The organism is Bacillus sp. FSL M8-0256, assembly GCF_038005765.1.
Classification (GTDB): domain Bacteria; phylum Bacillota; class Bacilli; order Bacillales; family Bacillaceae; genus Bacillus; species Bacillus safensis.
The window spans coordinates 2,411,977-2,436,911 of record NZ_JBBOTU010000001.1 but is presented as its reverse complement, the minus strand read 5'-3'; the positions used below and the strand labels follow the sequence as shown (position 1 = coordinate 2,436,911).

The following is a 24,935-nucleotide window of genomic DNA, read 5'->3' as shown; positions in this document are numbered from 1 at the left end:
GAAGGAGGGATCCATAATGGCTGATAAACAAGCCCACGAAACCGAAACTGAATTAACCTTTGAACAGGTGAGAGATAAGCTCACTGAAACGGGTAAAAAACGGGGCGTTTTAACATACGAAGAAATTGCAGAGCGTATGTCTAGCTTTGAAATTGAATCAGACCAAATGGATGAATACTATGAATACTTAGGCGAACAGGGTGTAGAGCTCATTAGTGAAAACGAAGAGACAGAAGACCCAAATGTTCAGCAGCTGGCTAAAGCAGAAGAAGAATTTGACCTGAATGATTTAAGCGTACCACCAGGTGTCAAAATTAATGATCCTGTTCGTATGTACTTAAAAGAAATCGGACGCGTCAATTTGTTATCTGCTAAAGAAGAAATTACGTATGCTCAAAAGATCGAAGAGGGCGATGAGGAATCAAAAAGAAGATTAGCGGAAGCGAACCTTCGTCTCGTTGTCAGCATTGCGAAACGCTATGTCGGTCGTGGTATGCTGTTCCTTGACTTGATTCAAGAAGGAAACATGGGTCTGATGAAGGCGGTTGAGAAGTTTGATTACCGCAAAGGATATAAATTCTCAACATATGCGACTTGGTGGATTAGACAGGCGATCACACGTGCGATTGCCGATCAGGCGAGAACAATCCGGATCCCGGTTCATATGGTGGAAACGATTAATAAATTGATCCGTGTTCAAAGACAGCTTCTGCAAGACCTAGGCAGAGAACCAACGCCTGAGGAAATTGCTGAAGACATGGATTTAACTCCAGAAAAGGTAAGAGAGATTCTTAAAATTGCGCAAGAGCCTGTATCTTTAGAAACACCTATTGGTGAAGAAGATGACTCGCATCTTGGTGATTTTATCGAAGACCAAGAGGCGACATCTCCATCTGACCACGCTGCGTACGAACTCTTAAAAGAGCAGCTTGAAGATGTATTAGACACGCTGACGGACCGTGAAGAAAATGTGCTAAGACTACGTTTCGGACTAGACGACGGAAGAACTCGCACGTTAGAAGAGGTTGGAAAGGTGTTCGGCGTAACAAGAGAGCGTATCAGACAAATTGAAGCGAAAGCTCTTCGTAAATTAAGACACCCAAGCAGAAGTAAACGATTAAAAGACTTCTTAGAGTAGAAACCGGACGGATCTTGAAAGAGATCCGTTCTTTCTTATCAAAAATGAAAACGCTTTTTTCAATCTGATTATATTTTACTGAATAACAAATGAATTTGCAACGTTCTTAGAAAAAAGATGTATAAAAAATACATCTAAATGTGCTGAAGACTTCATTTCTCATCTAGAATCATTTTTGTCTAATCTGTGAACTTGACCAAAGTTTTGTATCATAATTCGTTTACTTTTTGTAAAATTAAAGTAGAATTAGAATTGTTTGCATAGTCTCAAAGGGGTTTTCACAAAGGGGAGGATGAAAGAAATGAAACGGAATCCACTTATACCATTTTTATTGATTGCCATTTTAGGTATTGGACTCACTTTTTTCTTATCAATGAAGGGGCTGAAAGATGAAGAAAAAATTGCCTCTGGGGGCAAAGAGCAAAAGCAAGAAGAGACAGCAAATGCAACGCCGGAAGAATTGTATAAGCAGAACTGCATAAGCTGTCACGGGGAAAACTATGAAGGCGGCGCAGGTCCTGCATTAAAAGGTGTTGGAGACAAGCTTGAAGTAGCTGACATCAAGAAGAAAATTCAAGAAGGCGGCAACGGGATGCCAGGCGGGCTGATTCCAAATGAAAAGCTCGATGAAATGGCGGAATGGGTGTCTAAAATTAAATAATCTTACACAAAAAGCTCTTTTTCAAAAGAAGAGCTTTTTTCATTTGAAAACGACTTTTAAAAAGTCCATAATTTATATAAGATAGACAAGTATGAACATTAAAGAAAAGTAGTGATACGTATGAATGAAATGAATTTATCGAAACGATTAAAAAAAGTCGCGGACTTTTTACCAGATGAGGCAGTCTTCGCTGATATCGGCTCAGACCATGCCTATTTGCCATGCTATGCGATTCTGCATCGAAAAGCAGTGAAAGCCATTGCTGGTGAAATTACCGATGGACCGCTTCAATCGGCGCAGCAGCAAGTACATAGACTTGAATTAGATGAACAGATATCGGTCAGAAAAGGAAATGGCCTTGAAGTCATTGAAAAAGGCGAAGTGAATGCAGTGACAATTGCAGGTATGGGCGGGGCGCTCATCGCAAGCATTCTAAATGAAGGAAGGCATAAGCTCGCAGGCCATGAGCGGCTCATTCTTCAGCCGAATATCCATGCCCACCATATTCGTTTATGGCTTTATCAAGAGGGGTATGAATTGATAGATGAAGTCATTTTAGAAGAGGACGGCAAAATATACGAAATCATCATCGCAGAAAAAGGCGATAAAGATAAAGCCTATAAAGGAATGTCACTTGAAACAGGCATGCTGGTTGGTCCGTTTCTTGCGAAAGAGCAAAATGACGTTTTCCAGCGCAAGTGGATGCAAGAGCTTCAGCATATGGAGAAGATAGAAAGTCAAATTCAGCAGGCGGCGCGGACAGAAGAAAATAAAGAACGCCTTGAAGAGCTGAATGCGAAAATAAAGATGCTAAAGGAGGTTTTGACTGTTGGCTAAAACAGTAAACGGGCATGAAATCATCCAATTATTTGAACAATTCTCACCAAAGGCATACGCCATGGAAGGGGATAAAATTGGTCTTCAGATTGGGACTTTAAATAAAAAAGTAACCAATGTGATGATCACCTTGGATGTATTAGAGAATGTAGTAGATGAGGCGATCGAGCGAAAAGTGGATCTTATTATTGCTCACCATCCGCCGATTTTTCGACCATTAAAACATGTAGCGACGGATCAGCCGTCTGGACGGATCATTGAAAAATGCATCAAACATGATATTGCGGTATATGTGGCACATACGAATTTAGACGTAGCTGATGGCGGAGTCAACGACCTGCTTGCTGAGGCCTTAGAGCTTGAAGAAACAAGAGTGTTAGTGCCGACATACGAAGATCCAATCAAACAGCTTGCTCTGTATGTCCCAGAGGAATTTGAAGAGGCCATCCGGACAGCTTTAGGAAATGCGGGCGCCGGCCATATTGGCAACTACAGCCATTGTGCGTTTTCAAATGAAGGGACAGGCAGCTTTTTGCCATCAGAAGAAGCTGAGCCGTTTATTGGTGAATCGGGTCAATTAGAATTTGTGAAAGAAGTGCGGATTGAAACCATTTTCCCAGCAAGTATAGAAAAACAAGTGATTCGCGAAATGATCAAAGCACATCCTTATGAAGAAGTCGCCTATAGTGTACACACGACAGACCTTCCTCCTATTCAAAAAGGTCTTGGCCGTATTGGAGAGCTAAATGAGCCAATGACACTGAGAGATTTCACACAATTTGTGAAAACGAAGCTAGATGTGAATGGTGCTCGTTTTGTAGGAGACCAAAACGCTGTTGTGAAAAAAGTGGCGGTGCTTGGCGGAGACGGAAATAAATACATCCATCAAGCGAAAAGAATGGGTGCAGATGTGTATGTGACAGGAGACCTTTATTTCCATGTTGCGCACGATGCCATGATGCTAGGGCTGAACGTTGTGGACCCAGGACATTATGCTGAAAAGATTATGAAAGAGGGCGTAAAGGCGAAGCTTCAATCGCTATGTGCGGATAAAAAATATGACGTACAGCTCTTTGTTTCTGAATCGAACACAAACCCTTTTCAATTTATGTAAACAAAAAACGTCAGAGCAGATCCGCTCTGACGTTTTCTTATTTCTTTGTTTTGACGCGAGGTAAAATTTTAGAAAGAGGGACGGTTCGTTCAATCTTCCAAGTTGTTTCATCATCTGGTTCATAGTTTTCTAAGAAACGAATGACTTCCTTTGTAATAGGCGTTGGTGTTGAAGCACCAGCAGTAACGGCAACGGTTTTGACACCCTGCAGCCATTCCAGCTTGAGTTCACTTAAGTCGCCAATACGGTAAGCCTGCGTTCCGGCAATCTCCATTGACACTTGTGCGAGACGGTTAGAGTTATTACTTTTTGGATCGCCGACAACAATGGTTAAATCGGCTTGGCCAGCTTGCTGCGATACAGCTTCCTGACGCACCTGTGTCGCAAGGCAAATTTCTTGATGATACTCGACGTGAGGGTATTTCTCTTTAATCAGCTCCATCAGGTCGTGGACATCCCATTGAGACATCGTCGTTTGGTTCGTGATGAGCAGTTTTTCTGATGTTAAATCGAGTGCCTCAATGTCAGCTTCTGTTTCGACAAGATGTACCTTGTCAGGGGCTACTCCGACAGCTCCTTCTGGCTCAGGATGACCCTTTTTCCCAATATAAATAATGTCATAGCCATCGGCTGTTTTCTCTGAAATGAGTTCGTGTGTTTTCGTTACATCGGGACAGGTCGCATCAATGGCGACAAGGCCTTTTTCTTCTGCGATTTGACGAACCTCAGGAGAAACGCCGTGAGCTGTGAAAATGACTGTTCCACTTTCAACCTGCTTTAAAATGTCTAAGCGGTTTGGACCGTCCAGTGTGTAAATGCCATCTTCTTCGAAGGCATCAGTGACATGTTTGTTGTGCACAATCATACCTAATATATAAATTGGGCGTGGCAAGTTCTTATCAAGTGCGGCATTTTTAGCAATGACCATTGCATCCACAACGCCATAGCAATAGCCACGCGGCGATATTTTAATTACATTCATTTATTCGTCCTCCTGTAGGGAAGTGCTGCTAGAGAAGAACAATATAAAAAGCCGTAAAAAACGGCTTTTTATCATTCTCTTGCTTCCATTATAGCCAAAGTAAGCGTATATATCAAAGATTGTTATACGCAGTGAACACTTCGCCGTTAAAAGATCACTAGACATATAGTTTTGGAACAGAGCTGCCAGATCTTTTTTTCGGTTTTGCTTCAGGAGCAGGTGATGTGTGAGGTGCTGTTTTTTTGACGAGGATGTCTTCTGGTTCTTTATTTTTTTCTATTTCGTCAGTTTGTGCTTCTTCCTCGTGCACTTCTGTTTCCGCGCTGGTCTCCGTTGATTCTGCATCAGCATCATTTGCACTTTCTTCATCATCATCCGCACTGCCAAGCTGGCTGTACAGTTTAATCATCGCCGGCAAATTTCTCACTAAAGGACCGTATTGCTGAATCATTGGCGTAAATTGCTGCGCCATCCCGAGCACTTTTTGAACATTTCCTAACATGCTTGAGAGGGTCGCAGGATTTGTGAAGCTCTGGATTCCTTGTAATCCCGCACCACCTCCAGAGACTCCAGCTCCTCCTGCGCCAGGAAGAAATTTAGAGAGCATGCCTTTAATTCCTGCTCCGCCGCCTAGTGCACGGCTCTCACCTCCTGGAATTCCGCCCATCCCGGGTAAACCGCCTCCCTGTACAGACGGGGAGCGAGGCATCATTTGCTGAAATGGATTGCCTTGCCCTTGAAAAGGCTGTTGGATAGGAGGCTGCTGCCCTCTTTGAAATATTCCGGGCTGTCCGCCATTTCCAAGGTGCCGGCGTGAGGGACGGCGCGGCTGAAAATCGCCCATAGGCCTTTGCCCTAACATACTTGTACCTCCCTTACTGCATTCTCTTTCTCTTCATAGGTTATGCAAGGAAGCACCAATTGGTTTCCTGTAGGAAAAGCGGACATGGTTTTTTTACTGAAAATCAGCTATAATGAGGAGATGAGCAAAAAGGCATTGCCTTAAGGAGTGAAAACATGAAAGAAACGAAATTTACGATATATGAATTAAAGCCTTTTATTATAGATGCTATTCATGAACTAGGCTTTTATGAGCCGACTGATATTCAAAAAAGAATCATCCCTGCTGTTTTAAAAGGAGAAAGCGTGATTGGCCAGTCACAAACCGGAACAGGAAAAACTCATGCCTACTTACTGCCGCTGATTCATTCAATTGATCCAAGCAAAGAACAGGTACAAGTAGTGATTACTGCACCTACAAGAGAATTAGCCAATCAAATTTTCAAAGAAGCTCAAACGATTTTAAAGAATGCTTCTCCAGAAGAAGAGATCAAAGCAAAGCTTTACATTGGCGGAACGGACAAGCAGAAATCAATTCAAAAGCTAAAAAACCAGCCGCATTTGGTTGTCGGTACACCTGGACGTATTGCTGACCTCATTCATGAGCAGGCGCTGAATGTTTACAAAGCGACATCTCTTGTTATTGATGAAGCTGATTTAATGCTGGATATGGGATTTTTAGAAGATGTGGACCGTATTGGTGCACAAATGCCAGAACAGCTGCAAATGCTTGTGTTCTCTGCAACCATCCCAGAAAAACTAAAGCCTTTCCTGAAAAAATATATGGACAATCCAAAGTATGCGCATGTTGAACCAAGACGGATTACAGCTGAAAACATTCAGCATATTTTAGTTCCGTCTAAACAGCGTGATAAATTAAAATTGCTCCATGAAATGGTGACGAATGTACAGCCATATTTAGGGATCATTTTTGCCAATACAAAAACAACTGTTGATGAAATCGCATCGTTCCTACAAGAAAAAGGAATGAAAATCGGTGTGCTCCATGGTGGATTGACGCCGCGCGAACGTAAAAAAGTGATGAAACAAATTGAAGATTTGGAGTTCACTTATATTGTGGCATCTGATCTTGCAGCTCGCGGGATTGACATTAAAGGCGTCAGCCACGTGATTAACTATGAACTTCCATCTGATCTTGATTTTTATGTGCACCGCGTTGGAAGAACAGCTCGTGCGGGTTCATCTGGAATTGCCATGACCATTTATGAGCTGGCTGATGAGGATGCACTCATTCAAATTGAGAAAATGGGCGTTGTGTTTGAAAACAAAACCATTGTTCATGGCGAATGGCGAGATGCAGATGACCGTCTGAAGCGTCAAAGACGTAAAAAAGCCCCAAATGAAATTGAAGAAAAAGCAAAACGTCTTGTGAGAAAACCGAAAGCCGTCAAACCTGGATATAAAAAGAAAATGACACGTGAGATGGATAAAATCAAAAGACAGGAACGTAGAAAGTCAAAGCGTAATGGAAAGTAGGGGGAAACATTGTTAAAGATTGGTTCACATGTATCCATGAGCGGAAAACATATGCTTCTTGCAGCGAGTGAGGAAGCTGCCTCTTATGGTTCGAATACGTTTATGATTTATACAGGTGCACCGCAAAATACGCGCCGAAAAAAAATTGAAGACCTCAATATTGAAGCTGGACAAGCGCATATGAAAGAGCATGGCATGACGGATATCGTCGTGCATGCTCCGTATATTATCAATATTGGAAATACAGTGAATCCAGCGACATTTGAGCTTGGTGTAGACTTCCTTCGCTCTGAGATTGAGCGTACGGAAGCGCTGGGAGCAAGACAAATTGTTCTCCATCCGGGTGCGCATGTCGGAGCAGGGGCAGAGGCAGGGATTCAAAAAATCATTGAAGGTTTAAACGAAGTCATTGTGAAAGGTCAAGAGGTTCAAATTGCACTTGAAACAATGGCGGGAAAAGGATCAGAATGCGGAAGAAGCTTTGAAGAGCTTGCCCAAATTATTGACGGAGTGACACATAACGAAGCTCTTTCTGTCTGCTTTGATACGTGTCACACGCACGATGCTGGTTATCCGATTGTGAGTGACTTTGATGGTGTATTAGAAGAATTTGATCGAATCGTTGGTATTGACCGAATCAAAGTTCTTCATATTAATGACAGTAAAAACGTGCAAGGCGCAAGAAAAGACCGACATGAAAATATCGGTTTTGGTGAAATTGGTTTCGATGCACTGAGCTATATTGTGCATCATCCGCAGCTTCAAGATGTGCCGAAAATTCTAGAAACGCCTTATGTAGGTGAAGATAAAAAGAACAAAAAACCACCTTACAAATTCGAAATTGCCATGCTGAAAGAAAAGCAATTTGATGAAGGCTTACTAGATAAAATTACGGGTCAGTAAAAAAGGATGCAACATGTTGAGGTGCCGCTAAATGCGGCCCTTTTTTGCTTAACTTGTAAACTGGTTAAATAAATTATTCACAGTCTGTGCTGTCTGTTTAGAAGTAATCGCTTCCACTTGCTTAAGAAGCCGGTTACGCTCTGAGTCATTAAAAATATTGATGTTTTTCCCGTTCATGAGTTTGGCCACCTCAGCAGCTTGATGAGACGTTAAACTGACGCCATACTGTTTCGCATACCTTAACAGATCGCTTGCTGTGATCTGATTGAGCCGCTGCAGGACAATTTTTTGAATTAAAATCAATTCCATTCCTCCCCTCTGTAACAATGTATGGGCGAAAACGGAAAATGTGCAAAAAATTTTATTTTATTCTGTGAAATGATAAAATAGTAAAGTGGATAAAATGTTCATTGAAAATTTAACATGTGTAGAAGGGAGAACGTATGGCAAATAGTAAACAGCATAGAAAGGAATCGGTGCCTCATTTTATTTTGAGAATTTTTCTGATTCTAGTAGGAGCTGCATGTGCAGCAGTCAGCATTGAATTATTTTTAGTGCCAAACAATATTATTGATGGGGGCATCATCGGCATTTCGCTTATTTTGGATTATCTCTTTACAGATAACCCGTTTATTAATTTCGCGACGATTGTTGTCATTTTAAATATTCCATTTATGATATCAGGATACAAGCATATTGGGAAAACCTTTCTCATTTCCACTGTGATTGGGATTGTCAGCTTAGCCGTGATTGAATCTTCACTTCATCATGTGGAGGCATTTACAACACAGCCGATCTTAGCCACTGTATTTGGCGGACTATTACTTGGATTTGGTGTTGGACTTGTCATCCGTAATGGAGGTTCAATGGATGGAACAGAGATCTTGGGAATTCTTCTGACGAAAAAAATTCCTTTCTCCGTCGGTGAGTTTGTCATGATCGTCAATGTGTTCATTTTTATTTGGGCGGGCTTTGTTTTCGGACCAGAGCAGGCTATGTATTCTGTCATGACATATTATTTGGCAATGAAAACAATTGATGCTGTTATTCAAGGGCTTGATGAAACAAAAGCTGTCATTATCGTCTCAGACTATTATGATGAAATTTCAGATGCGATTCTGCATCGACTCGGCAGGGGAACGACAAAGCTGAGAGGAAAAGGCGGCTATACAGATGAAGAAAAAGATGTCATCTACGCCGTTGTCACAAGGCTTGAAATTACAAAGCTGAAATCCATTGTATTTGAAATTGATGACCAAGCATTTATCACGATTATGGATACGCATGAAACAAAAGGCGGTAAGTTCAAAACAGCCATTCATTAGCTTTTATTTTACTTTTTTATCTTTCTTTTATATAATGAAATGTATGTATGGACAGAGAAAATGGCAAAAGCCATTTTCTTTTTGTTGTATAAATCGTAATCATTCTTTTTATATTGATTAAAGGTGGAAAGATTCATGGCAAAGCCAATTATTGAAATGAAGGACATTTCGTACTCGTATGGACAGCGAAATGTCATTGATCACATTCATTTAACAGTAGAGGAAGGAAACTTCCTAGCACTTGTTGGACCGAATGGTTCTGGTAAAACAACCTTATTAAAATGCCTGCTTGGGCTCATTAAACCGCAGCAGGGTGAATTAAAGCTATTTGGCACGCCTGTCTCAAAATTTAGAGACTGGGATCAAATTGGATTTGTTTCTCAAAAGGCGAATAGCTTTAATACAGGTTTCCCTGCTTCTGTATATGAGGTCGTCGCAAGCGGACTGACCGCAAAAATTGGTTTGTTTAAACGAATGAGCAAACAGGATAAATGGCAAGTGGAAGATGCTATTCGCTCAGTTGGCATACAGGATTTAAAGCATCAAAACATCGGTGAGCTTTCTGGCGGCCAGCAGCAGCGTGCATTTATTGCCCGTGCGCTTGTCAGTCAGCCGAAGCTGCTCATTTTGGATGAGCCTACGGTTGGGGTTGACCAGCGGACAGTAGAAGGCTTTTATCAGCTGCTCGAAACATTGAACAAAGAAAAAGGAATGTCTTTAATTCTCGTCACACACGACGTTGGCACTGTTTCTGATAAAGTCACCCATGTGGCTTGTTTAAATCAGACACTGCATTTCCACGGGGATGCAGAAGCGTTTGATTCAATGGATGATCAGGCGCTATCCCAATTTTACGGGCATGACATTCAAGTGATTCATCACGATCATCATCACCATCATGGGGGACATGAATAATGCTATTTCCATTTTTTCATTATGAATTTTTACAAAATGCGTTTATCGCAGGGTTACTGATTGGTTTTATTGCGCCCTTACTTGGTGTATTTATTGTCGTAAGAAGGCTTTCGCTTATTGCAGATGCCCTCAGTCACGTATCACTTGCCGGTATTGCCGCAAGTCTATTTCTTGATAAAAAGTTTGGTCTTTTGACAGGGGTAAGCCCGCTCTACTTAGGGATGGCTTTTTCTGTTGCCGGTTCATTGTTTATTGAGCGCCTGCGCTCTGTGTATAAGCATTATCAGGAGCTTGCCATTCCCATCATCTTATCAGGTGGTATTGGGATTTCCGTCATCTTCATTTCACTAGCGAATGGCTTTAATACAGATTTGTTTAGTTATTTATTCGGAAGTGTCAGTGCGGTTTCAAGACTTGATCTTTGGCTTATTGTAGGGATCTCACTCGTTGTTGTGTTAGTTGTTGTGCTTTTATATAAAGAATTGTTTCTGCTTTCTTTTGATGAAGAGCATGCAAAGGCTTCTGGTATTTCAGCAAAATGGATTCATTTTATTTTTATCTTAGTCGTTGCACTTGTCATTGCGGCATCGATGCGGATCGTCGGTACACTGCTTGTGTCGGCGCTCATGACGCTTCCTGTTGCAGCAAGTATCCGCATTGCCAAAGGATTCAAACAGGCGATTTTCCTTTCGATCTTGTTTGGTGAATTGTCTGTATTGGCCGGATTGATTTTAAGCTATTATCTTGATTTAGCGCCAGGCGGAACCATTGTGATGCTGTCGATCTTGATTTTAATCGGGTGTATTAGTATTGGGAAATTCAGAAGGGGGAATCAACATGAACGTACAAGAAGCGCTTGATTTATTAAAGGAAAAAGGCTACAAATATACAAGCAAACGTGAAGATATGCTTCAATTGTTTTCTGATTCTGATAAATACTTGACTGCTAAAAATGTGCTGACGGCACTAAGTGAAGATTACCCGGGTCTCAGCTTTGATACGATTTATCGAAACTTGTCACTATATGAAGACCTTGGAATATTAGAAACAACGGAATTGTCAGGGGAGAAATTATTCCGTTTTAAATGTTCATTTTCCCATCATCACCACCACTTTATTTGTCTTACATGCGGGAAAACAAAAGAGATCGATGCCTGCCCTATGGACAAGCTCGACGCCGATTTAGAGGATTATCATATTAGCGGACATAAATTTGAAATATATGGAACGTGTCCTTCTTGCGAACCGAAGGAAGTTCACTCATGAAAAAGTCAGCCATGGAGCTGGCTTTTTTGTTTTGTCTTTTGAAAACGTTTTACAAAGGGAGGCTGTTTCATTAAAATGAGATCAAGGTACTACTTTTTAAAGTAAAGGGAGGGTTAAAAGTGGCCTATTACGTCGTGTTTGATGTAGGCGGGACGAGAACAAAACATGGATTAATGGATCAGGATGGGGAGCTTGTCACAAGTGGTGACTATGAAACGAACTGCCGGCAGCTTGAACCGTTTTTAGAAGCCATGGCGGATGTGGTCAGGCAATATCAAAGGATACAGGATGTCAGCGGTATTGCCATCAGTCTTCCAGGTTTTGTGGACAGTGAATCAGGTTATACAGAATTTGCAGGCGCCATCATCGCCTTAAATGGCCAAAATGTAAAAACACTTTTAGAAAAGAAAACGTCTATTCGTGTAGAAGTGGAAAATGATGCGAACTGTGCAGCTCTCGCAGAAAAATACAGCGGTCATGCAAAAGATTGTGACAGCTTTATTTGTATGACAATTGGCACGGGTGTCGGCGGGGGTATTTTTGCTAATGGTCAGCTTGTGCGGGGTGCATCCTTCCGCGGTGGTGAATTTGGCATGATGCTGACAGAAACGGAAAATGGCCAGTTTACAACTCTTAACAGCAGCGCTTCAACGGCTGGATTAATTCGGAGCTATAAAGAAAAGCAAGGAATTCCGCAAAGTGCTCAAATAGACGGTCAAGAAATTTTTGAAAAGGCGAAGTATGATCCGGCCATTGAGAAGCTGGTGGATCAATGGTACAAGCGAATCGCCATTGGCGTTTACAATGTAGCGACTGTTCTTAACCCGGAGAAAATCCTCATTGGCGGAGGCGTAAGTGCAAGACCAGATTTATTACAAAACATTGAAAAACATTTACATACACTGCATGCGTGGAAGAACATTCAGGTGAAGCTGGAAACTTGCTACTACTTGAATCAGGCAGGCATGAAGGGGGCACTGTACCATTTCCTCATGAAAGAAGGGCAGCTTGCTCCATCGAAAAAGCCGATACATTAAATGTATCGGCTTCAGCGTGTAGACTATTCCTCGGGTTTGTTCCGCTTCGGTGCTCGCTCAGTTACATTAATAAGCAGTTTGCAGACGCTGCTCGTATTGTTTGATCCACTTAGATGCTTCCTGCCAGTTGTTTACGCGTATAATTCTGTCGTCAATTGGCATCTGGTTATAAGGGGAGTTGAAAAGTATAACCGGGATGTCAGCCTCTTTTGCAATCATTGTGGCATTGCCATGATGGTCTTCAAAAAATACATCAATTTTGTGCTTTTGAACGGCTTCCAGCTTATAATGACCGCCAACCAGCTCAATAGCATCATAGTGCACATCATGTTCTTGAAACCACTTGTAGGTGATATCCGAATGCTGCTGCCTTCTTGCGGTAATATAAATCAGTCTGTGCTGTAGCTTCATTTCGTCGAGGATCTCTTTTGCACCCTCAGCAGGCATTGCCTGTTTATAAATAAGAGGCTCGTGCTGATCCATCCAGCCCCAAAATTCTTCTTGAGAAATCTTTAAAAGCTTCGTCAAATCATACTCTGTCATATCATCTAGTGTCATGGCACATTGGAACGACTCATTTAAGTAGGGGACAAAGGTGTCCTGTGCCGTCACTGTACCATCAATATCAATTCCTAAACGTAACATGCCCACACTCCTCATTTTTATACTCTTAAAGTGTAACATAATCAATTCACAATTCCAGCAAGTTTTAGCAATCATGAAACAGACATTTTTGCTCATACTAAAAAAGCTCCTTTCTATTAACCAAAAGGGGGAATTGATCATGGAAAGAGACGAGGATTTCAGAAGAAATGATCGTGAAATCGACACACACTTTAGTAATGATGATGGCTATTTAGAGGAAACAGCTGCTGAAATTGCAGAGCCATATCAAGCTTCAAGAGATCGAGAAGATAGACGAGGACGTGACCAAGCAGGTGACGAATCAGGCAGTAAAGGGATAGGCTATACAGCACTCGCGATTGCGATTATCTCATTATTTGTCTTGCCGGTGCTATTAGGGGTAGCGGCAATCGTCGTTGGTTATATTGCAAGAAGAAAAGGAGCACATGCGCTTGGCGCGTGGTCAATTGGGATCGGAATTGTTTCCGTCATCCTAGGCATATTTATCACCCCGTTCTTTTAACAAGAACAGAAAAACGCCTGACTATGACGTCAGGCGTTTTTTGTTAGGCATTCGCTTGTTTTTCTTTTTCAGCTTCCATTTTCGCATAATGTTCTTCAGCAATTTTATCGATTTCTTTTTTCAGTTCTTCGACCATTGTTTCTTCCGGTACTTTACGAACAATTTCACCTTTACGGAACAATAAGCCTTCGCCTCTAGCGCCTGCGATACCGATATCCGCTTCACGTGCTTCACCTGGACCGTTAACAGCACACCCGAGAACAGCTACTTTAATTGGTGCTTTGATTTTAGAAATATATTCTTCGACTTCATTTGCAATGCTGATGAGGTCAATTTCAATTCGTCCACAAGTTGGGCAGGAGATCAGTGTTGCTGCATTTGATGCAAGACCAAATGATTTCAACAATTCACGTGCTACTTTTACTTCCTCAACTGGGTCAGCGCTTAATGAGATACGGAGTGTGTTCCCAATCCCCATATTCAAAATAGCGCCTAGTCCAGCTGCACTTTTGACTGTACCTGCAAATAACGTACCTGATTCTGTAATCCCAAGGTGAAGAGGATAATCAAAGGCTTTAGCCGCTTTTTCGTATGCTTCAATTGCAAGGTTTACATCAGATGCTTTCATACTGACGATGATGTCATGAAAGTCTAGGTCTTCTAGAATTTTAATGTGATGCAGTGCACTTTCGACCATACCATCTGCTGTTGGATAGCCGTATTTATCAAGAATTTTTTTCTCTAATGAACCAGCGTTTACGCCAATACGAATGGGAATGCCTTTTTCTTTTGCTGCTTTGACAACAGCTTCGACTTTTTCTCTTCTTCCGATGTTTCCTGGATTGATTCGGATTTTGTCTGCGCCTGCTTCAATCGCTTTCAGTGCAAGCTTGTAGTCAAAATGAATATCCACAACAAGCGGGATGTTAATTTGTTTTTTTATGTCCGCAATTGCATTTGCTGCACGCTCATCTGGACATGCGACACGCACGATTTGACAGCCTGCCTCTTCTAAACGTTTAATTTCAGCGACTGTCGCTTCGACATCATGTGTTTTGGTTGTTGCCATACTTTGAATGACAACCTCATTATTTCCACCTATAGTTAAAGGTCCCACTTTGACGGGACGCGTTTTAGTACGATGTGTGACTTCACTCACTTGTCAATCGCTCCTTAGTGTACAAGCAATCATTTGCCGTGTACGTCGTGTTTTACAGTTCATATTGTAACAGTCTCTTTGTATGAATGACAAGGAATTAACGTTTTATCTCTTATAGACAGGAAACTTATATGTGCTGCCTGCCCTGATTTCGTTCGCCTTGACACCTTGATTCAGCTCCTCGAAATCTTTAATGACATCATCAAGTGGCTTGCTTGTATGTACGATGGAGAGGACAGTGTCACCTTGTTTAACAGTGACATTCTTATAAGTCTTTTTCTCAGCTGTTTGAAGCGCACTTGCTGGGACAGCTGGGTTTTCCTCAACAGGGATGGTTCCATTTTTCAAATCAAAAAAGATAATAAAGAGGACAAACAAACTGATTAGTAAAAAAAGAATTCGCCGCATTTTACTCACCGCTTTTAAGAGTTTACTTCAGTCTATGCATGTCTTGAAATGATAGAACCAAAAAGAGGAGAAAAGCTGGAAAGGATGGCTCTAGTCCGTTCTAGTATGACTTGTAATAAAACTGCTTGGATCGGTGGTGTAAATAGGAGAGCAAGCTCATATGACGATTTATGATAAAATAAAAAAGGGGGAGATTTAATGAAGAAAGTTAGTCAGCATATATATGTGAGAACACTAACAGAAAATGATGCAGAATCACTGTTAACATTAGAGCTTGAGAATCGCTCATATTTTCAGGAATTTACACCTTTGGTCAAAGATGATTTCTTCACGTTACCTCGTCAAATTGAACGAATTCAGCGGAGTAGGCAAAGAATTGCACAAGATGAATCTTACATGCATGGTATTTTCTTAAATGAAACAGGTGCTTTAATTGGGACGATCTCATTAAGCTCTGTCGTAAGAGGTCCGATAGAAGGAGCTTGGCTCGGGTATGTACTCGATCAAAGGCAGGGCGGAAATGGATATATGACAGAAGCCATTCGTTTAATCATTGACTTTGCCTTTTTTGAGTTGAATCTCCATCGTATTGAGGCTGGAGTAAAGCCAAGTAATAAGGGTTCCATTCGTGTACTTGAAAAGACAGGTTTTGAAAATGAGGGACTAAATCGTAAAAAAGTAAAGATTAATGGAGTGTGGGAGGATCACTATTTGTTTGCGATCATCCATCCAGATGAGTCCTAGCATGAATAGACATAAAAAGCTCCTCCGAGCCGGGGGAGCTTTCATTGTATAGACAAATCCTTGTTGGATGGATCATTTGCTTTTTTTGGCAGGGATTTCTTTCACAACAAGATATAAAAAGATAAAGTTAATGACCCAATTTAATAAAAATGAGTTTGCAACAGGCGTGTTTAATGCACTCATAATGGCGAAAAAGACCGTTGTTAATGTGAGTGAATAAGCGGAGAGCTTCCAAAGCATTTGGAAGGACAGCTCTTTTTGCTGCATTCGTTTAATAAATGTACCAAGCATCGCAAGGAATGTTGCGCTGATAAACATGAGAGCCGCAGTTGATAGATATAGCAGTACACAGATGACAGGGATGATAATCGCTTGGTTCTGATTTGTGACGCGGGCGAGTTCATCTTTTGTCAGCGTTCCACCAAGGAGCTGGTATGGAATATCTGTCATTTGTCCATCAATGGCAATCACTGCTTTTTCCTTTAACAAAGCGATGGCCGCTTGCTTTGATTCAAGCTCACTTGCTTTTATTTTTTCAGCAGGATCAAAGATAATCGTGATGCCGTTTTCTTCTTTTTCTATTGGTTCACTTTGATCCGCTTGAAGCTTTCCTTTTTCGATTGAAAAGTCGGGTAAATCTTTTTTGATCACATGCTGAAATCCTGACATCGCATTCGAGATCTCTTGGCTCATATGATACCCCTGAGGAACTGCTGCGATAATTGAGAGGATAAAAATGAATAAAATCGCTTTACCGATCCCTGTAAACCGTGCTTTAGCAATATCTTTTGGTGAATAAATTCCTTTTAACAATAGATTAAATACGTTCAATACCCATTCACTTCCTACATTCTTTTCTATTTCTCATATTGTATCAATGTCTATCCATCAAGTACAAGTATGGCCTTCATCACTGGTTAAGATAGAGGGAATGAGGCATAATGTATACAGCATATAAAAAGGAGGCGGCACGGTCTTGGACATTCTGTATTGGATACTGATTGGCTGTGCATTTATCATTGCGTTTGTTGGACTGGTTTATCCAATTATCCCGAGTGTGGTCTTTATGGTTCTCGGATTTATTCTATATGGCTTCTTCTTTAGCTTCGAGCCGCTTACCCTGACGTTCTGGCTCATTCAAGCCATGTTTACTGCCGTCTTATTTGCGGCAGATTATGTCTCAAACCTTATTGGGGTAAAGCGCTTTGGCGGCAGCAAGGCAGCTATTTGGGGAAGCACCATTGGGTTATTAGCTGGTCCTTTTGTGATACCCATTGCAGGAATTATTATTGGTCCATTTCTTGGGAGTGTCATTGCAGAGCTCCTTGTTCATCAAAAAGATCTGAAGACGAGTGTGAAAGTCGGATTAGGCTCATTAATTGGATTTGTATCAGGTGTTTTTGCAAAAGGATTGATTCAAGCGCTGATGCTGGGGATCTTTTTATTTTATGTCCTTCGCTAAGTGAAAAAGGGTGTTTAAAACTTTTTCAAAAGGGCTAAATACAAAATAAACACTGAAATGTTTCAGAACATGAGCAATAACGTTGAAACAAGCTGTTTCTTTTGATACTCTTTGAGTAGGGTGAATTGCTGACTTACAGAGGAAGCATTTCAGTACATACATTTTAAGGAGGAATTTAACCATGGCTTTTAAACTTCCAGAATTACCATATGCTTACGATGCATTAGAACCACATATCGACAAGGAAACAATGACGATTCACCACACAAAACACCACAACACATATGTAACAAACTTAAACAAAGCAATCGAAGGTGTATCAGCTCTTGAAGATCAATCAATTGAAGAGCTAGTGGCTAACTTAAACTCAGTGCCTGAAAACATTCGTACAGCTGTACGTAACAATGGCGGAGGACATGCGAACCACTCATTATTCTGGACGCTTCTTTCACCAAACGGTGGCGGCGCACCAACTGGTGAACTTGCAGATGCGATCGAAAAAGAACTAGGTGGATTTGAAAAATTCAAATCTGATTTCGCTGCAGCAGCTGCAGGACGCTTTGGTTCTGGTTGGGCATGGCTTGTTGTGAACAATGGAAAACTTGAAATCACAAGCACGCCAAACCAAGATTCTCCTTTAACTGAAGGAAAAACGCCAATTCTAGGACTAGACGTTTGGGAGCATGCTTACTACCTAAACTACCAAAACCGTCGTCCTGATTACATTTCAGCATTCTGGAATGTTGTGAACTGGGATGAAGTAGCTCGCCTTTACAGCGAAGCAAAATAATGATTTGATTTGAAAAGACCTGCTTTCAAGAGAAGCAGGTCTTTTTATATTTTCCCTCCTTTTTTTTTTTACATATCTGCCTTTTGATGAGACAGACTATTGTGTAGAAAAGGAGAATGAATGGTATGAGCAGATTAAAGAAAATGTTCGGGGACATGGATGTTACAAAAGATTTATTGCTCCTCCTCACGATTGGCGGGTTATACGCACTTGCCATTGCGCTTTCGAATACGTTTGTAAATGTGTACTTATGGAAACAGTCTGGGAAATTCACGGATCTTGCGATTTATAACTTGGCCATTGTGGTGCTTCAGCCCATTACGTTTTTATTCGCTGGCCGGCTTGCAAAAAAAATAGACCGGGCGTTTGTCCTTCGTTTCGGTGTCATCTTTTTAGCCGCTTTTTATTTAATTGTCTTAATGGCAGGAGAACAAGCGGCCGCACGGCTAGTTTTATTGGGAAGTGTCCTTGGGATCGGCTATGGTTTTTACTGGCTTGCTTTTAACGTACTCACCTTTGAGATCACCGAGCCTGAAACAAGAGACTTCTTTAATGGATTTCTCGGTGTGCTTTCCTCAACTGCCGGCATGATCGGTCCTCTCATTGCGGGGATTGTCATTTCTCAGTTAACGGATGATACAGGCTACACAGTCATTTTCACATTATCGCTTTTTTTGTTTTCACTAGCGGTTGTGATGAGCTTTTTCCTCAAAAGAAGGCAGTCTAAAGGCAAATTTATGATCAAACAAATTTGGAAAGAACGTCATGCAGACGAGAATTGGCGTAGGATTACAACAGCTCACTTTTTTCAAGGGCTTCGTGAAGGGGTCTTTGTCTTCTTAATCAGTGTCTTTGTGTTTATTGCAACAAACAGTGAGCTTGCTCTTGGGACGTTTGGTTTAGTGAATTCAGGTGTTGCCTTTTTTGCTTATTTCTTCGCTACACGTTTGATTAAGAAAAAGTGGCGGAAGAAGGCCATCATGCTTGGCGGGCTGATTTTATACGGCGCCTTGTTTTTAATCGTTTTCCACTTGTCCTATGTATCACTTCTGATGTATGCGGTAGCCATTGCAATAGGATATCCACTCCTGCTTGTTCCTTATGTATCCTTAACATATGATGTCATTGGTCATGCAAGGTACGCCAGAAAGGCCCGAATTGAATATATTGTGGTCAGAGAGCTATTTTTAAATGCCGGCCGTATTTGTTCGATTGTTTTGTTCCTGCTGTCTGTCACCTTACTAGGTGATGAGCTCGGAATCCCTGCATCACTTGTTGTGCTCGGAGCGGGGCACACCCTCATTTATTACTTTGTAAAAGATATTCATTTGAAAGAAAAAACAGCTGATATGAAAGAGGCTGACGGTCAAAAGCCAGTTTCTCAAACGAACCTTATTAAGGGAGAAAGGTAAAATTTCTTACCTATGGAACATCAAATTTCTAGATAAATGATAGAAAAACCGCTAAAATGATGATGGCACCTTTTATACACAAAAAGGGGTGCCATTTCTTTCTTGATAGAAAAGGTGATGTGATGAGAAACAAGAAAAACAAAAAAGACGCGAAGGAAGGGCGCAAAACACTTCCGATCCGGCTGAATTTATTATTTTTAGCTGCCTTTATTATTTTTACCGGCGTTGTCGTTAGACTCGGATTTGTGCAAATTGTCAATGGAGAAGATTATAAAAAGCAGGCAGAAAAACAAGAGGATGTGAATGTCAGCTCATCTGCTCCGCGCGGAAAAATTTATGATCGAAACTACAATACGATTGTCAGCAATAAAGCGCTGAATGCCATTACATATACGAGAACCTCGACGACTTCACAAGAAGAGCGGCTCAAAGTGGCATCAAAATTAGCGGATATGATTCATGTGAGTACGAAAAAAATCACAGATCGTGACAAAAAAGATTTCTGGATCTTAACGCATCCGAATGAAGCGAAAAAGCTTGTTCAAAAGGAATCAGAATTAAAGGGTGACGATAAGGTCTCTGATGATAAACTATATGAGCTTCAGCTAAAACGCATCACAGACAAGGAATTAAATCAACTGACGAAAAAAGATTTACAAGTGCTTGCCATTAAAAGGCAGATGGATGGAGGCTATGCACTTACGCCTCAATTTATTAAAAATGAAGATGTAAAGCCAAGCGAAATTGCTTACGTCTCTGAGCATTTGGACGAGCTTCCAGGTGTTGATGTGACGACAGACTGGTCACGCAGCTATCCGTATAAAGGACTGCTCCGCAGTATGCTCGGCAGTGTGTCTTCGAGTGATGAAGGTCTTCCGCAGTCACTTCTTGAGCATTATCTATCACTCGGCTACAGCCGAAATGACCGTGTAGGAAAAAGCTATCTCGAATATCAATATGAAGATGTCCTGCAGGGCCAAAAGGAAAAAGAACAGAGTACAACTGATAAACAGGGCAATGTCACAAGCTCTAAAGTGTTAACAGAAGGTAAGAGCGGGAAAGACCTTGTGCTGACAATTGATATTCAGCTGCAAAAAGCGGTTGAAAAAATTATTGAAAAGAACTTGAGAAGTGCGAAACAAAGAGGGGGAACTGAGCTTCTTGACCGCGCATTTGTTGTCATGATGGACCCGAGAAATGGAGAGGTTCTCTCTGTTGCGGGTAAGCAGATTTCAAACAAAAACGGAAAATACAAATTCGATGACTACGCATTAGGAACGATGACATCCTCATATGCGATGGGATCAGCCGTAAAAGGGGCAACGGTATTGACTGGATATAAAACAGGCGCTATTCATATTGGAAGTACCCAATACGATGAACCTCTCTATATCGCCCAGTCGCCGCCAAAGAAATCCTATCAAAATATGGGACTCATTAATGATTTAACTGCACTAGAGCGTTCATCAAACGTATATATGTTCAAAACCGCAATCGCCATTGGGAAAAGCGAATATCGTAAGAATCAGGCGCTCCCAATTGATCCGAAAGCATTTGATACGTTCCGCTACAATTTCAGTAAATTTGGTCTTGGCGTCAAAACAGGTATTGACCTGCCAAACGAAGCAACGGGCTACAGAGGAACGTCTACACAATCGGGGCTCTTACTTGACTATGCGATTGGACAGTATGATACGTTTACACCGCTGCAAATGGCGCAATACGTTTCAACCATTGCAAACGGCGGATATCGTTTACGTCCGCAGCTTGTCAAAGAAGTGAGAGAGCCAGACCCGCAGCGCGGTATTGGAGCTGTGACGGAATCCGTCAAACCGGATGTATTGAATAAGCTAGACATGACAAGTGATGAAATCAAGCGTGTCCAGCAAGGCTTCAAGCTTGTGATGCAGAACCCAAGAGGGACAGCCTATTCAAACTTTGGCAACAAAAAGTATAATCCAGCTGGCAAAACAGGAACCGCTCAATCATTCTATGACGGTCCAATTAAAAGCAAGCGCGGTACACCGACTTATAACACAACTCTTGTTGCGTATGCGCCTGCTGATAATCCAGAAGTGGCTATTTCCGTTGTCGTGCCATGGGTGTATCAAGACTACAACCAGCGCTATCCAATTACAAATGATATTGGTGAACAAGTATTAGATAAGTACTTTGAACTGAAATCAAAACAGGAAAGCAATGATACACAGGCGAAAAACAAAAACAAAATTGAAAATGAAGCAGAAACAAATAACTAGACCTTTCATAGGTAAAAACGCTCACTTTTTGTGGGCGTTTTTTTTACGTTTTCTTCAAAAATTCCGATATAAATTGACAAAATTCATAAAAAACGCCGCAATTTCTCTACAAAACTTCGACATTTACAAAACCTTAACATTCCATTTAAACGAAATTAATAAAGAACCTTTAATGTATTACTCGTAGGACAAATTATTCAGGGGGTATTCTTGAAATGAAAAAGAACAAATTATGGCTGCTTACTTTCCTTACTATCGCATTGTTAGCATTCGTCACAGCATGCGGAAACAGCAGCTCAAGCGGAGATTCAAAAGACAGTAAAGGAAATGCTTCAAACAAAGATGAGGCATCAGGTTCCATTACCATCTCAGGATCATCTGCGATGCAGCCTTTAGTTCTTGCGGCAGCAGAAAAATTCATGGATAAACATCCAAAAGCCGATATTCAAGTACAAGCCGGCGGTTCAGGAACAGGACTTTCTCAAGTTTCAGAAGGATCTGTACAGATTGGTAACTCAGATGTATTCGCTGAAGAGAAAGACGGAGTCGACGCAAAAGCTTTAAAAGACCACAAAGTAGCAGTTGTTGGAATGGCCGCAGCTGTAAACCCTGAAGTGGGTGTCAAAGACATCACAAAGGACGAATTGAAAAAAATCTTCACTGGTAAAATCAAAAACTGGAAAGAGCTTGGCGGGAAAGACCAAAAAATCACGCTTGTTAACAGACCTGATTCTTCAGGAACACGTGCAACATTTGTGAAATATGCACTTGATGGTGCAACACCTGCAGAAGGAATCACAGAAGATTCTTCAAACACAGTGAAAAAGCTGATTGCAGAAACACCAGGTGCGATTGGATACCTAGCATTCTCTTATTTAACAGATGACAAAATTACACCGCTTAGCATTGATGGTGTGAAACCAGAAGAAAGCAATGTAGAAAGCGGTAAATATACAATTTGGGCATACGAGCACTCTTATACAAAAGGTGAGCCGGAAGGTCTAGCAAAACAATTCTTAGATTACCTTATGAGTGACGAAGTACAAAAAGAAATCGTCAAAGACCAAGGCTACATCTCAGTCTCTAATATGAAAGTAGAAAGAGACGCAACAGGCAAACAATCGGATAAGTAAGAGGTCTTGAATTGCTGATGAAGGAAAAGTGGAGCATTTCACTTTTCCTTTTATGACATTCATAGGAGTGTAGAAAAAGATGAAGCAGATAGAACATACAGAAGCGAGCGATCGGCTGATCAGCTCGAAGAAAAATAGGCAAATGGATGAAGTAAGAGGAAGTATTTTGGTGAAATTCTGCGCATTCTTAATGATTGCAGTATCCATCGCCATCACAATATTCCTTGGCATTAAGGGTTTACAATCTTTCATCGTAAATGGTGTAAGCCCAATTGAGTTCTTAACCAGTATCAATTGGAACCCAACAGCAGAAAACCCGGAGTACGGCGCATTTCCTTTTATCTTTGGATCGATCGCCGTCACGCTTCTATCGGCACTTATTGCAGCGCCGCTAGGCATCGCAGGAGCGATCTTTATGACAGAAATTGCACCTGCATGGGGCCGGAAAATTCTCCAGCCAGTCATTGAATTGCTTGTAGGGATTCCATCCGTTGTTTACGGATTCATAGGTCTTACAGTATTGGTGCCGTTTATCGGACATTTCAAGTCAAGCGGCTCAGGGCATAGCGTGTTAGCAGGAACGATTGTCCTGTCTATTATGATTCTGCCAACCGTTACATCTATTGCAACTGATGCAATGGCTTCCCTTCCAAAAAGCTTACGTGAGGGATCCTATGCACTTGGCGCTACAAGATGGCAAACGATTAGACGTGTGCTTGTACCGGCAGCTCTTCCAACATTAATGACAGCAGTCGTTCTTGGAATGGCAAGAGCATTTGGTGAAGCCCTTGCCGTTCAGATGGTCATTGGAAACACGCGTAATTTACCAGAGAGCATTATGGATACAGCTGGTACATTAACAACCATTATTACGTTAAACATGGGTCACACAACGTATGGAAGTGTTGAAAACAATACACTTTGGTCAATGGGTCTTGTCCTTCTAGTTGTATCGTTTATGTTCATACTCATTATCAGATACTTGTCGTCTAGGAGGAAGATTTAATGAATAGCAAAATGACCGATCGTTTTGCCACGTTTGTTTTTGGATTATGTGCCGCCATTATTACGGCGATCCTAGTTGGTTTGTTTTCTTATATCATCTTCAACGGTGCAAAAGAATTAAATTTTGACTTTTTGACAACCCGCTCAAGTGCAATTGGCTCTGGCGGCGGTATTAGGGATCAGCTGTTTAACTCGTTTTACATTTTGTTTATAACAATGCTGATCACAGTACCACTTGGTGTCGGCGGTGGAGTGTACATGGCTGAATATGCGCCTCAAAACAAAGTCACTGATTTTATTCGCACATGTATCGAAGTGTTGTCTTCACTTCCTTCTATTGTCATTGGTATGTTTGGTTTACTCATGTTTGTCAATTTAACAGGCTGGGGCTATACGATCATCGGAGGAGCTCTTGCGCTCACGGTGTTTAACTTGCCAGTGATGGTCAGGGTGACAGAAGACGCGCTTCGCTCTGTACCGAAGGATCAAAAGGAAGCATCACTTGCGCTTGGTGTGACGAAATGGCATACAGTGAAGACAGTCCTGATTCCTGGTGCGATTCCTTCTATTATTACCGGTGCGATTTTAGCATCAGGAAGAGTCTTTGGGGAGGCAGCAGCGCTTCTTTTCACAGCAGGTCTCACCACACCGCGTCTTGATTTTACAAACTGGAGTCCATTTTCTGATACGTCACCACTGAATATTTTTAGACCGGCAGAAACATTAGCCGTTCATATATGGAACGTCAATACACAAGGAATCATTCCAGATGCAGAGGCCATTGCAAATGGTGCATCAGCCGTACTTGTGCTTTCAGTTTTAGTATTTAACTTAGCAGCTAGATGGCTTGGTTCATTTATTCATAAAAAGCTTACGTCAAAATAATGTGAGAGAGGTGTGAA

The 24,935-nt window shown here is 41.4% G+C and carries 27 protein-coding genes; 20 read left to right on the top strand and 7 right to left on the bottom strand.

The window, feature by feature from the left end; genetic code table 11:
- Positions 1-16: 16 nt before the first annotated feature.
- The 4 genes from rpoD to NSQ76_RS12480 all read left to right on the top strand — a co-directional run bounded on the left by rpoD (position 17) and on the right by NSQ76_RS12480 (position 3,750).
- Positions 17-1,138, top strand: coding sequence for an RNA polymerase sigma factor RpoD (gene rpoD, locus NSQ76_RS12495; RefSeq protein WP_008342392.1), 1,122 nt, complete (start codon positions 17-19; stop codon positions 1,136-1,138).
- Between the two features lie 301 nt (positions 1,139-1,439).
- Complete coding sequence (gene cccA / locus NSQ76_RS12490) at positions 1,440-1,799, top strand: cytochrome c550 (RefSeq protein ID WP_024423014.1); 360 nt, start codon at positions 1,440-1,442, stop codon at positions 1,797-1,799.
- A gap of 120 nt (positions 1,800-1,919) precedes the next feature.
- A complete protein-coding gene (locus tag NSQ76_RS12485) occupies positions 1,920-2,636 on the top strand; it encodes a tRNA (adenine(22)-N(1))-methyltransferase (protein WP_341054076.1) in 717 nt (238 codons plus the stop codon).
- The gene (locus tag NSQ76_RS12480; protein ID WP_341054073.1) at positions 2,629-3,750 is read left to right on the top strand and encodes a Nif3-like dinuclear metal center hexameric protein; all 1,122 of its coding nucleotides are present in this window, start codon (positions 2,629-2,631) and stop codon (positions 3,748-3,750) included. Before NSQ76_RS12485 ends, NSQ76_RS12480 begins: the two co-directional genes overlap by 8 nt.
- 37 nt (positions 3,751-3,787) lie before the next feature.
- Here the strand turns inward: NSQ76_RS12480 and NSQ76_RS12475 are convergent, their stop codons facing one another.
- Positions 3,788-4,732 (bottom strand): 4-hydroxy-3-methylbut-2-enyl diphosphate reductase, encoded by a 945-nt coding sequence (locus tag NSQ76_RS12475; RefSeq protein WP_024423011.1) that lies wholly within the window; start codon positions 4,730-4,732, stop codon positions 3,788-3,790.
- A gap of 157 nt (positions 4,733-4,889) precedes the next feature.
- Positions 4,890-5,594 carry a VrrA/YqfQ family protein gene (gene vrrA, locus NSQ76_RS12470; protein ID WP_025092954.1) on the bottom strand — a complete coding sequence of 235 codons (705 nt, stop codon included), beginning with the start codon at positions 5,592-5,594 and terminating at the stop codon, positions 4,890-4,892.
- Positions 5,595-5,749: 155 nt separating this feature from the next.
- Between vrrA and NSQ76_RS12465 the strand changes: the two genes are divergently transcribed.
- Complete coding sequence (locus tag NSQ76_RS12465; RefSeq protein ID WP_341054071.1) at positions 5,750-7,069, top strand: DEAD/DEAH box helicase; 1,320 nt, start codon at positions 5,750-5,752, stop codon at positions 7,067-7,069.
- 9 nt (positions 7,070-7,078) lie between these two features.
- Positions 7,079-7,972: a deoxyribonuclease IV gene (locus NSQ76_RS12460; RefSeq protein WP_024427965.1), complete on the top strand. Its 894-nt coding sequence runs from the start codon at positions 7,079-7,081 to the stop codon at positions 7,970-7,972.
- Between the two features lie 48 nt (positions 7,973-8,020).
- Here the strand turns inward: NSQ76_RS12460 and NSQ76_RS12455 are convergent, their stop codons facing one another.
- Positions 8,021-8,275, bottom strand: a complete 255-nt coding sequence (locus NSQ76_RS12455) for a DUF2624 domain-containing protein (protein ID WP_024427966.1) — start codon at positions 8,273-8,275, stop codon at positions 8,021-8,023.
- Between the two features lie 140 nt (positions 8,276-8,415).
- On the opposite strand from NSQ76_RS12455, the gene NSQ76_RS12450 reads away from it, so the two are divergent.
- From NSQ76_RS12450 to NSQ76_RS12430, 5 genes are all read left to right on the top strand, one after another.
- A complete protein-coding gene (locus NSQ76_RS12450) occupies positions 8,416-9,297 on the top strand; it encodes a YitT family protein (protein ID WP_024427967.1) in 882 nt (293 codons plus the stop codon).
- A 135-nt stretch (positions 9,298-9,432) separates the two neighbouring features.
- The gene (locus NSQ76_RS12445; RefSeq protein WP_224426731.1) at positions 9,433-10,212 is read left to right on the top strand and encodes a metal ABC transporter ATP-binding protein; all 780 of its coding nucleotides are present in this window, start codon (positions 9,433-9,435) and stop codon (positions 10,210-10,212) included.
- Positions 10,212-11,072, top strand: coding sequence for a metal ABC transporter permease (locus NSQ76_RS12440; RefSeq protein ID WP_024427968.1), 861 nt, complete (start codon positions 10,212-10,214; stop codon positions 11,070-11,072). The genes NSQ76_RS12445 and NSQ76_RS12440 overlap by 1 nt, the downstream gene beginning before the upstream one ends.
- Positions 11,050-11,478, top strand: a complete 429-nt coding sequence (locus tag NSQ76_RS12435) for a Fur family transcriptional regulator (RefSeq protein WP_003217433.1) — start codon at positions 11,050-11,052, stop codon at positions 11,476-11,478. Before NSQ76_RS12440 ends, NSQ76_RS12435 begins: the two co-directional genes overlap by 23 nt.
- Positions 11,479-11,597: 119 nt before the next feature.
- On the top strand, positions 11,598-12,515 hold the full coding sequence (locus tag NSQ76_RS12430; RefSeq protein WP_025092957.1) for an ROK family protein: 918 nt from the start codon (positions 11,598-11,600) through the stop codon (positions 12,513-12,515).
- A 66-nt stretch (positions 12,516-12,581) separates the two neighbouring features.
- Here NSQ76_RS12430 and NSQ76_RS12425 read toward each other — a convergent pair whose 3' ends face one another.
- Complete coding sequence (locus NSQ76_RS12425; protein ID WP_025092958.1) at positions 12,582-13,160, bottom strand: 5' nucleotidase, NT5C type; 579 nt, start codon at positions 13,158-13,160, stop codon at positions 12,582-12,584.
- Between the two features lie 139 nt (positions 13,161-13,299).
- Here NSQ76_RS12425 and NSQ76_RS12420 point away from each other — a divergent pair, with 139 nt between their 5' ends.
- Complete coding sequence (locus NSQ76_RS12420; RefSeq protein WP_025092959.1) at positions 13,300-13,662, top strand: DUF308 domain-containing protein; 363 nt, start codon at positions 13,300-13,302, stop codon at positions 13,660-13,662.
- Positions 13,663-13,705: 43 nt separating this feature from the next.
- Here NSQ76_RS12420 and ispG read toward each other — a convergent pair whose 3' ends face one another.
- Together ispG and NSQ76_RS12410 are read right to left on the bottom strand one after the other, a co-directional pair.
- Positions 13,706-14,821 (bottom strand): flavodoxin-dependent (E)-4-hydroxy-3-methylbut-2-enyl-diphosphate synthase, encoded by a 1,116-nt coding sequence (gene ispG, locus NSQ76_RS12415; protein WP_024423001.1) that lies wholly within the window; start codon positions 14,819-14,821, stop codon positions 13,706-13,708.
- Positions 14,822-14,926: 105 nt separating this feature from the next.
- On the bottom strand, positions 14,927-15,229 hold the full coding sequence (locus NSQ76_RS12410) for a hypothetical protein (RefSeq protein ID WP_024427971.1): 303 nt from the start codon (positions 15,227-15,229) through the stop codon (positions 14,927-14,929).
- A 198-nt stretch (positions 15,230-15,427) separates the two neighbouring features.
- On the opposite strand from NSQ76_RS12410, the gene NSQ76_RS12405 reads away from it, so the two are divergent.
- Entirely contained in the window at positions 15,428-15,973 is a 546-nt protein-coding gene (locus NSQ76_RS12405) for a GNAT family N-acetyltransferase (RefSeq protein WP_034621583.1), read from the top strand.
- A 72-nt stretch (positions 15,974-16,045) separates the two neighbouring features.
- On the opposite strand, the gene NSQ76_RS12400 is transcribed toward NSQ76_RS12405, so the two are convergent.
- Positions 16,046-16,804 carry a DUF1189 domain-containing protein gene (locus tag NSQ76_RS12400; protein ID WP_327823095.1) on the bottom strand — a complete coding sequence of 253 codons (759 nt, stop codon included), beginning with the start codon at positions 16,802-16,804 and terminating at the stop codon, positions 16,046-16,048.
- 145 nt (positions 16,805-16,949) lie between these two features.
- On the opposite strand from NSQ76_RS12400, the gene NSQ76_RS12395 reads away from it, so the two are divergent.
- From NSQ76_RS12395 to pstA, 7 genes are all read left to right on the top strand, one after another.
- Positions 16,950-17,435, top strand: a complete 486-nt coding sequence (locus NSQ76_RS12395) for a DUF456 domain-containing protein (RefSeq protein WP_024427974.1) — start codon at positions 16,950-16,952, stop codon at positions 17,433-17,435.
- Positions 17,436-17,616: 181 nt separating this feature from the next.
- A complete protein-coding gene (gene sodA / locus NSQ76_RS12390; RefSeq protein ID WP_007501264.1) occupies positions 17,617-18,225 on the top strand; it encodes a superoxide dismutase SodA in 609 nt (202 codons plus the stop codon).
- A 125-nt stretch (positions 18,226-18,350) separates the two neighbouring features.
- Positions 18,351-19,637 (top strand): MFS transporter, encoded by a 1,287-nt coding sequence (locus tag NSQ76_RS12385; RefSeq protein WP_024422996.1) that lies wholly within the window; start codon positions 18,351-18,353, stop codon positions 19,635-19,637.
- Between the two features lie 122 nt (positions 19,638-19,759).
- On the top strand, positions 19,760-21,895 hold the full coding sequence (locus NSQ76_RS12380; RefSeq protein WP_024427976.1) for a peptidoglycan D,D-transpeptidase FtsI family protein: 2,136 nt from the start codon (positions 19,760-19,762) through the stop codon (positions 21,893-21,895).
- A 215-nt stretch (positions 21,896-22,110) separates the two neighbouring features.
- Entirely contained in the window at positions 22,111-23,028 is a 918-nt protein-coding gene (locus tag NSQ76_RS12375) for a phosphate ABC transporter substrate-binding protein (protein ID WP_024422995.1), read from the top strand.
- 79 nt (positions 23,029-23,107) lie between these two features.
- A complete protein-coding gene (pstC, locus tag NSQ76_RS12370; RefSeq protein WP_024422994.1) occupies positions 23,108-24,034 on the top strand; it encodes a phosphate ABC transporter permease subunit PstC in 927 nt (308 codons plus the stop codon).
- Positions 24,034-24,918 (top strand): phosphate ABC transporter permease PstA, encoded by an 885-nt coding sequence (gene pstA, locus NSQ76_RS12365; RefSeq protein ID WP_025092964.1) that lies wholly within the window; start codon positions 24,034-24,036, stop codon positions 24,916-24,918. The genes pstC and pstA overlap by 1 nt, the downstream gene beginning before the upstream one ends.
- Positions 24,919-24,935 lie beyond the last annotated feature (17 nt).

What these genes read in the sequence shown, in the direction of transcription:
- NSQ76_RS12475 (WP_024423011.1), bottom strand. Translation starts at nt 4,732, where the DNA reads ATGAATGTAATTAAAATATCGCCGCGTGGCTATTGCTATGGCGTTGTG.
- NSQ76_RS12375 (WP_024422995.1), top strand. Translation starts at nt 22,111, where the DNA reads ATGAAAAAGAACAAATTATGGCTGCTTACTTTCCTTACTATCGCATTG.
- pstC (WP_024422994.1), top strand. Translation starts at nt 23,108, where the DNA reads ATGAAGCAGATAGAACATACAGAAGCGAGCGATCGGCTGATCAGCTCG.
- cccA (WP_024423014.1), top strand. Translation starts at nt 1,440, where the DNA reads ATGAAACGGAATCCACTTATACCATTTTTATTGATTGCCATTTTAGGT.
- pstA (WP_025092964.1), top strand. Translation starts at nt 24,034, where the DNA reads ATGAATAGCAAAATGACCGATCGTTTTGCCACGTTTGTTTTTGGATTA.
- NSQ76_RS12420 (WP_025092959.1), top strand. Translation starts at nt 13,300, where the DNA reads ATGGAAAGAGACGAGGATTTCAGAAGAAATGATCGTGAAATCGACACA.
- NSQ76_RS12465 (WP_341054071.1), top strand. Translation starts at nt 5,750, where the DNA reads ATGAAAGAAACGAAATTTACGATATATGAATTAAAGCCTTTTATTATA.
- NSQ76_RS12405 (WP_034621583.1), top strand. Translation starts at nt 15,428, where the DNA reads ATGAAGAAAGTTAGTCAGCATATATATGTGAGAACACTAACAGAAAAT.
- sodA (WP_007501264.1), top strand. Translation starts at nt 17,617, where the DNA reads ATGGCTTTTAAACTTCCAGAATTACCATATGCTTACGATGCATTAGAA.
- rpoD (WP_008342392.1), top strand. Translation starts at nt 17, where the DNA reads ATGGCTGATAAACAAGCCCACGAAACCGAAACTGAATTAACCTTTGAA.
- NSQ76_RS12425 (WP_025092958.1), bottom strand. Translation starts at nt 13,160, where the DNA reads ATGTTACGTTTAGGAATTGATATTGATGGTACAGTGACGGCACAGGAC.
- NSQ76_RS12410 (WP_024427971.1), bottom strand. Translation starts at nt 15,229, where the DNA reads ATGCGGCGAATTCTTTTTTTACTAATCAGTTTGTTTGTCCTCTTTATT.
- NSQ76_RS12385 (WP_024422996.1), top strand. Translation starts at nt 18,351, where the DNA reads ATGAGCAGATTAAAGAAAATGTTCGGGGACATGGATGTTACAAAAGAT.
- vrrA (WP_025092954.1), bottom strand. Translation starts at nt 5,594, where the DNA reads ATGTTAGGGCAAAGGCCTATGGGCGATTTTCAGCCGCGCCGTCCCTCA.
- NSQ76_RS12485 (WP_341054076.1), top strand. Translation starts at nt 1,920, where the DNA reads ATGAATGAAATGAATTTATCGAAACGATTAAAAAAAGTCGCGGACTTT.
- NSQ76_RS12440 (WP_024427968.1), top strand. Translation starts at nt 10,212, where the DNA reads ATGCTATTTCCATTTTTTCATTATGAATTTTTACAAAATGCGTTTATC.
- NSQ76_RS12380 (WP_024427976.1), top strand. Translation starts at nt 19,760, where the DNA reads ATGAGAAACAAGAAAAACAAAAAAGACGCGAAGGAAGGGCGCAAAACA.
- NSQ76_RS12445 (WP_224426731.1), top strand. Translation starts at nt 9,433, where the DNA reads ATGGCAAAGCCAATTATTGAAATGAAGGACATTTCGTACTCGTATGGA.
- NSQ76_RS12450 (WP_024427967.1), top strand. Translation starts at nt 8,416, where the DNA reads ATGGCAAATAGTAAACAGCATAGAAAGGAATCGGTGCCTCATTTTATT.
- NSQ76_RS12435 (WP_003217433.1), top strand. Translation starts at nt 11,050, where the DNA reads ATGAACGTACAAGAAGCGCTTGATTTATTAAAGGAAAAAGGCTACAAA.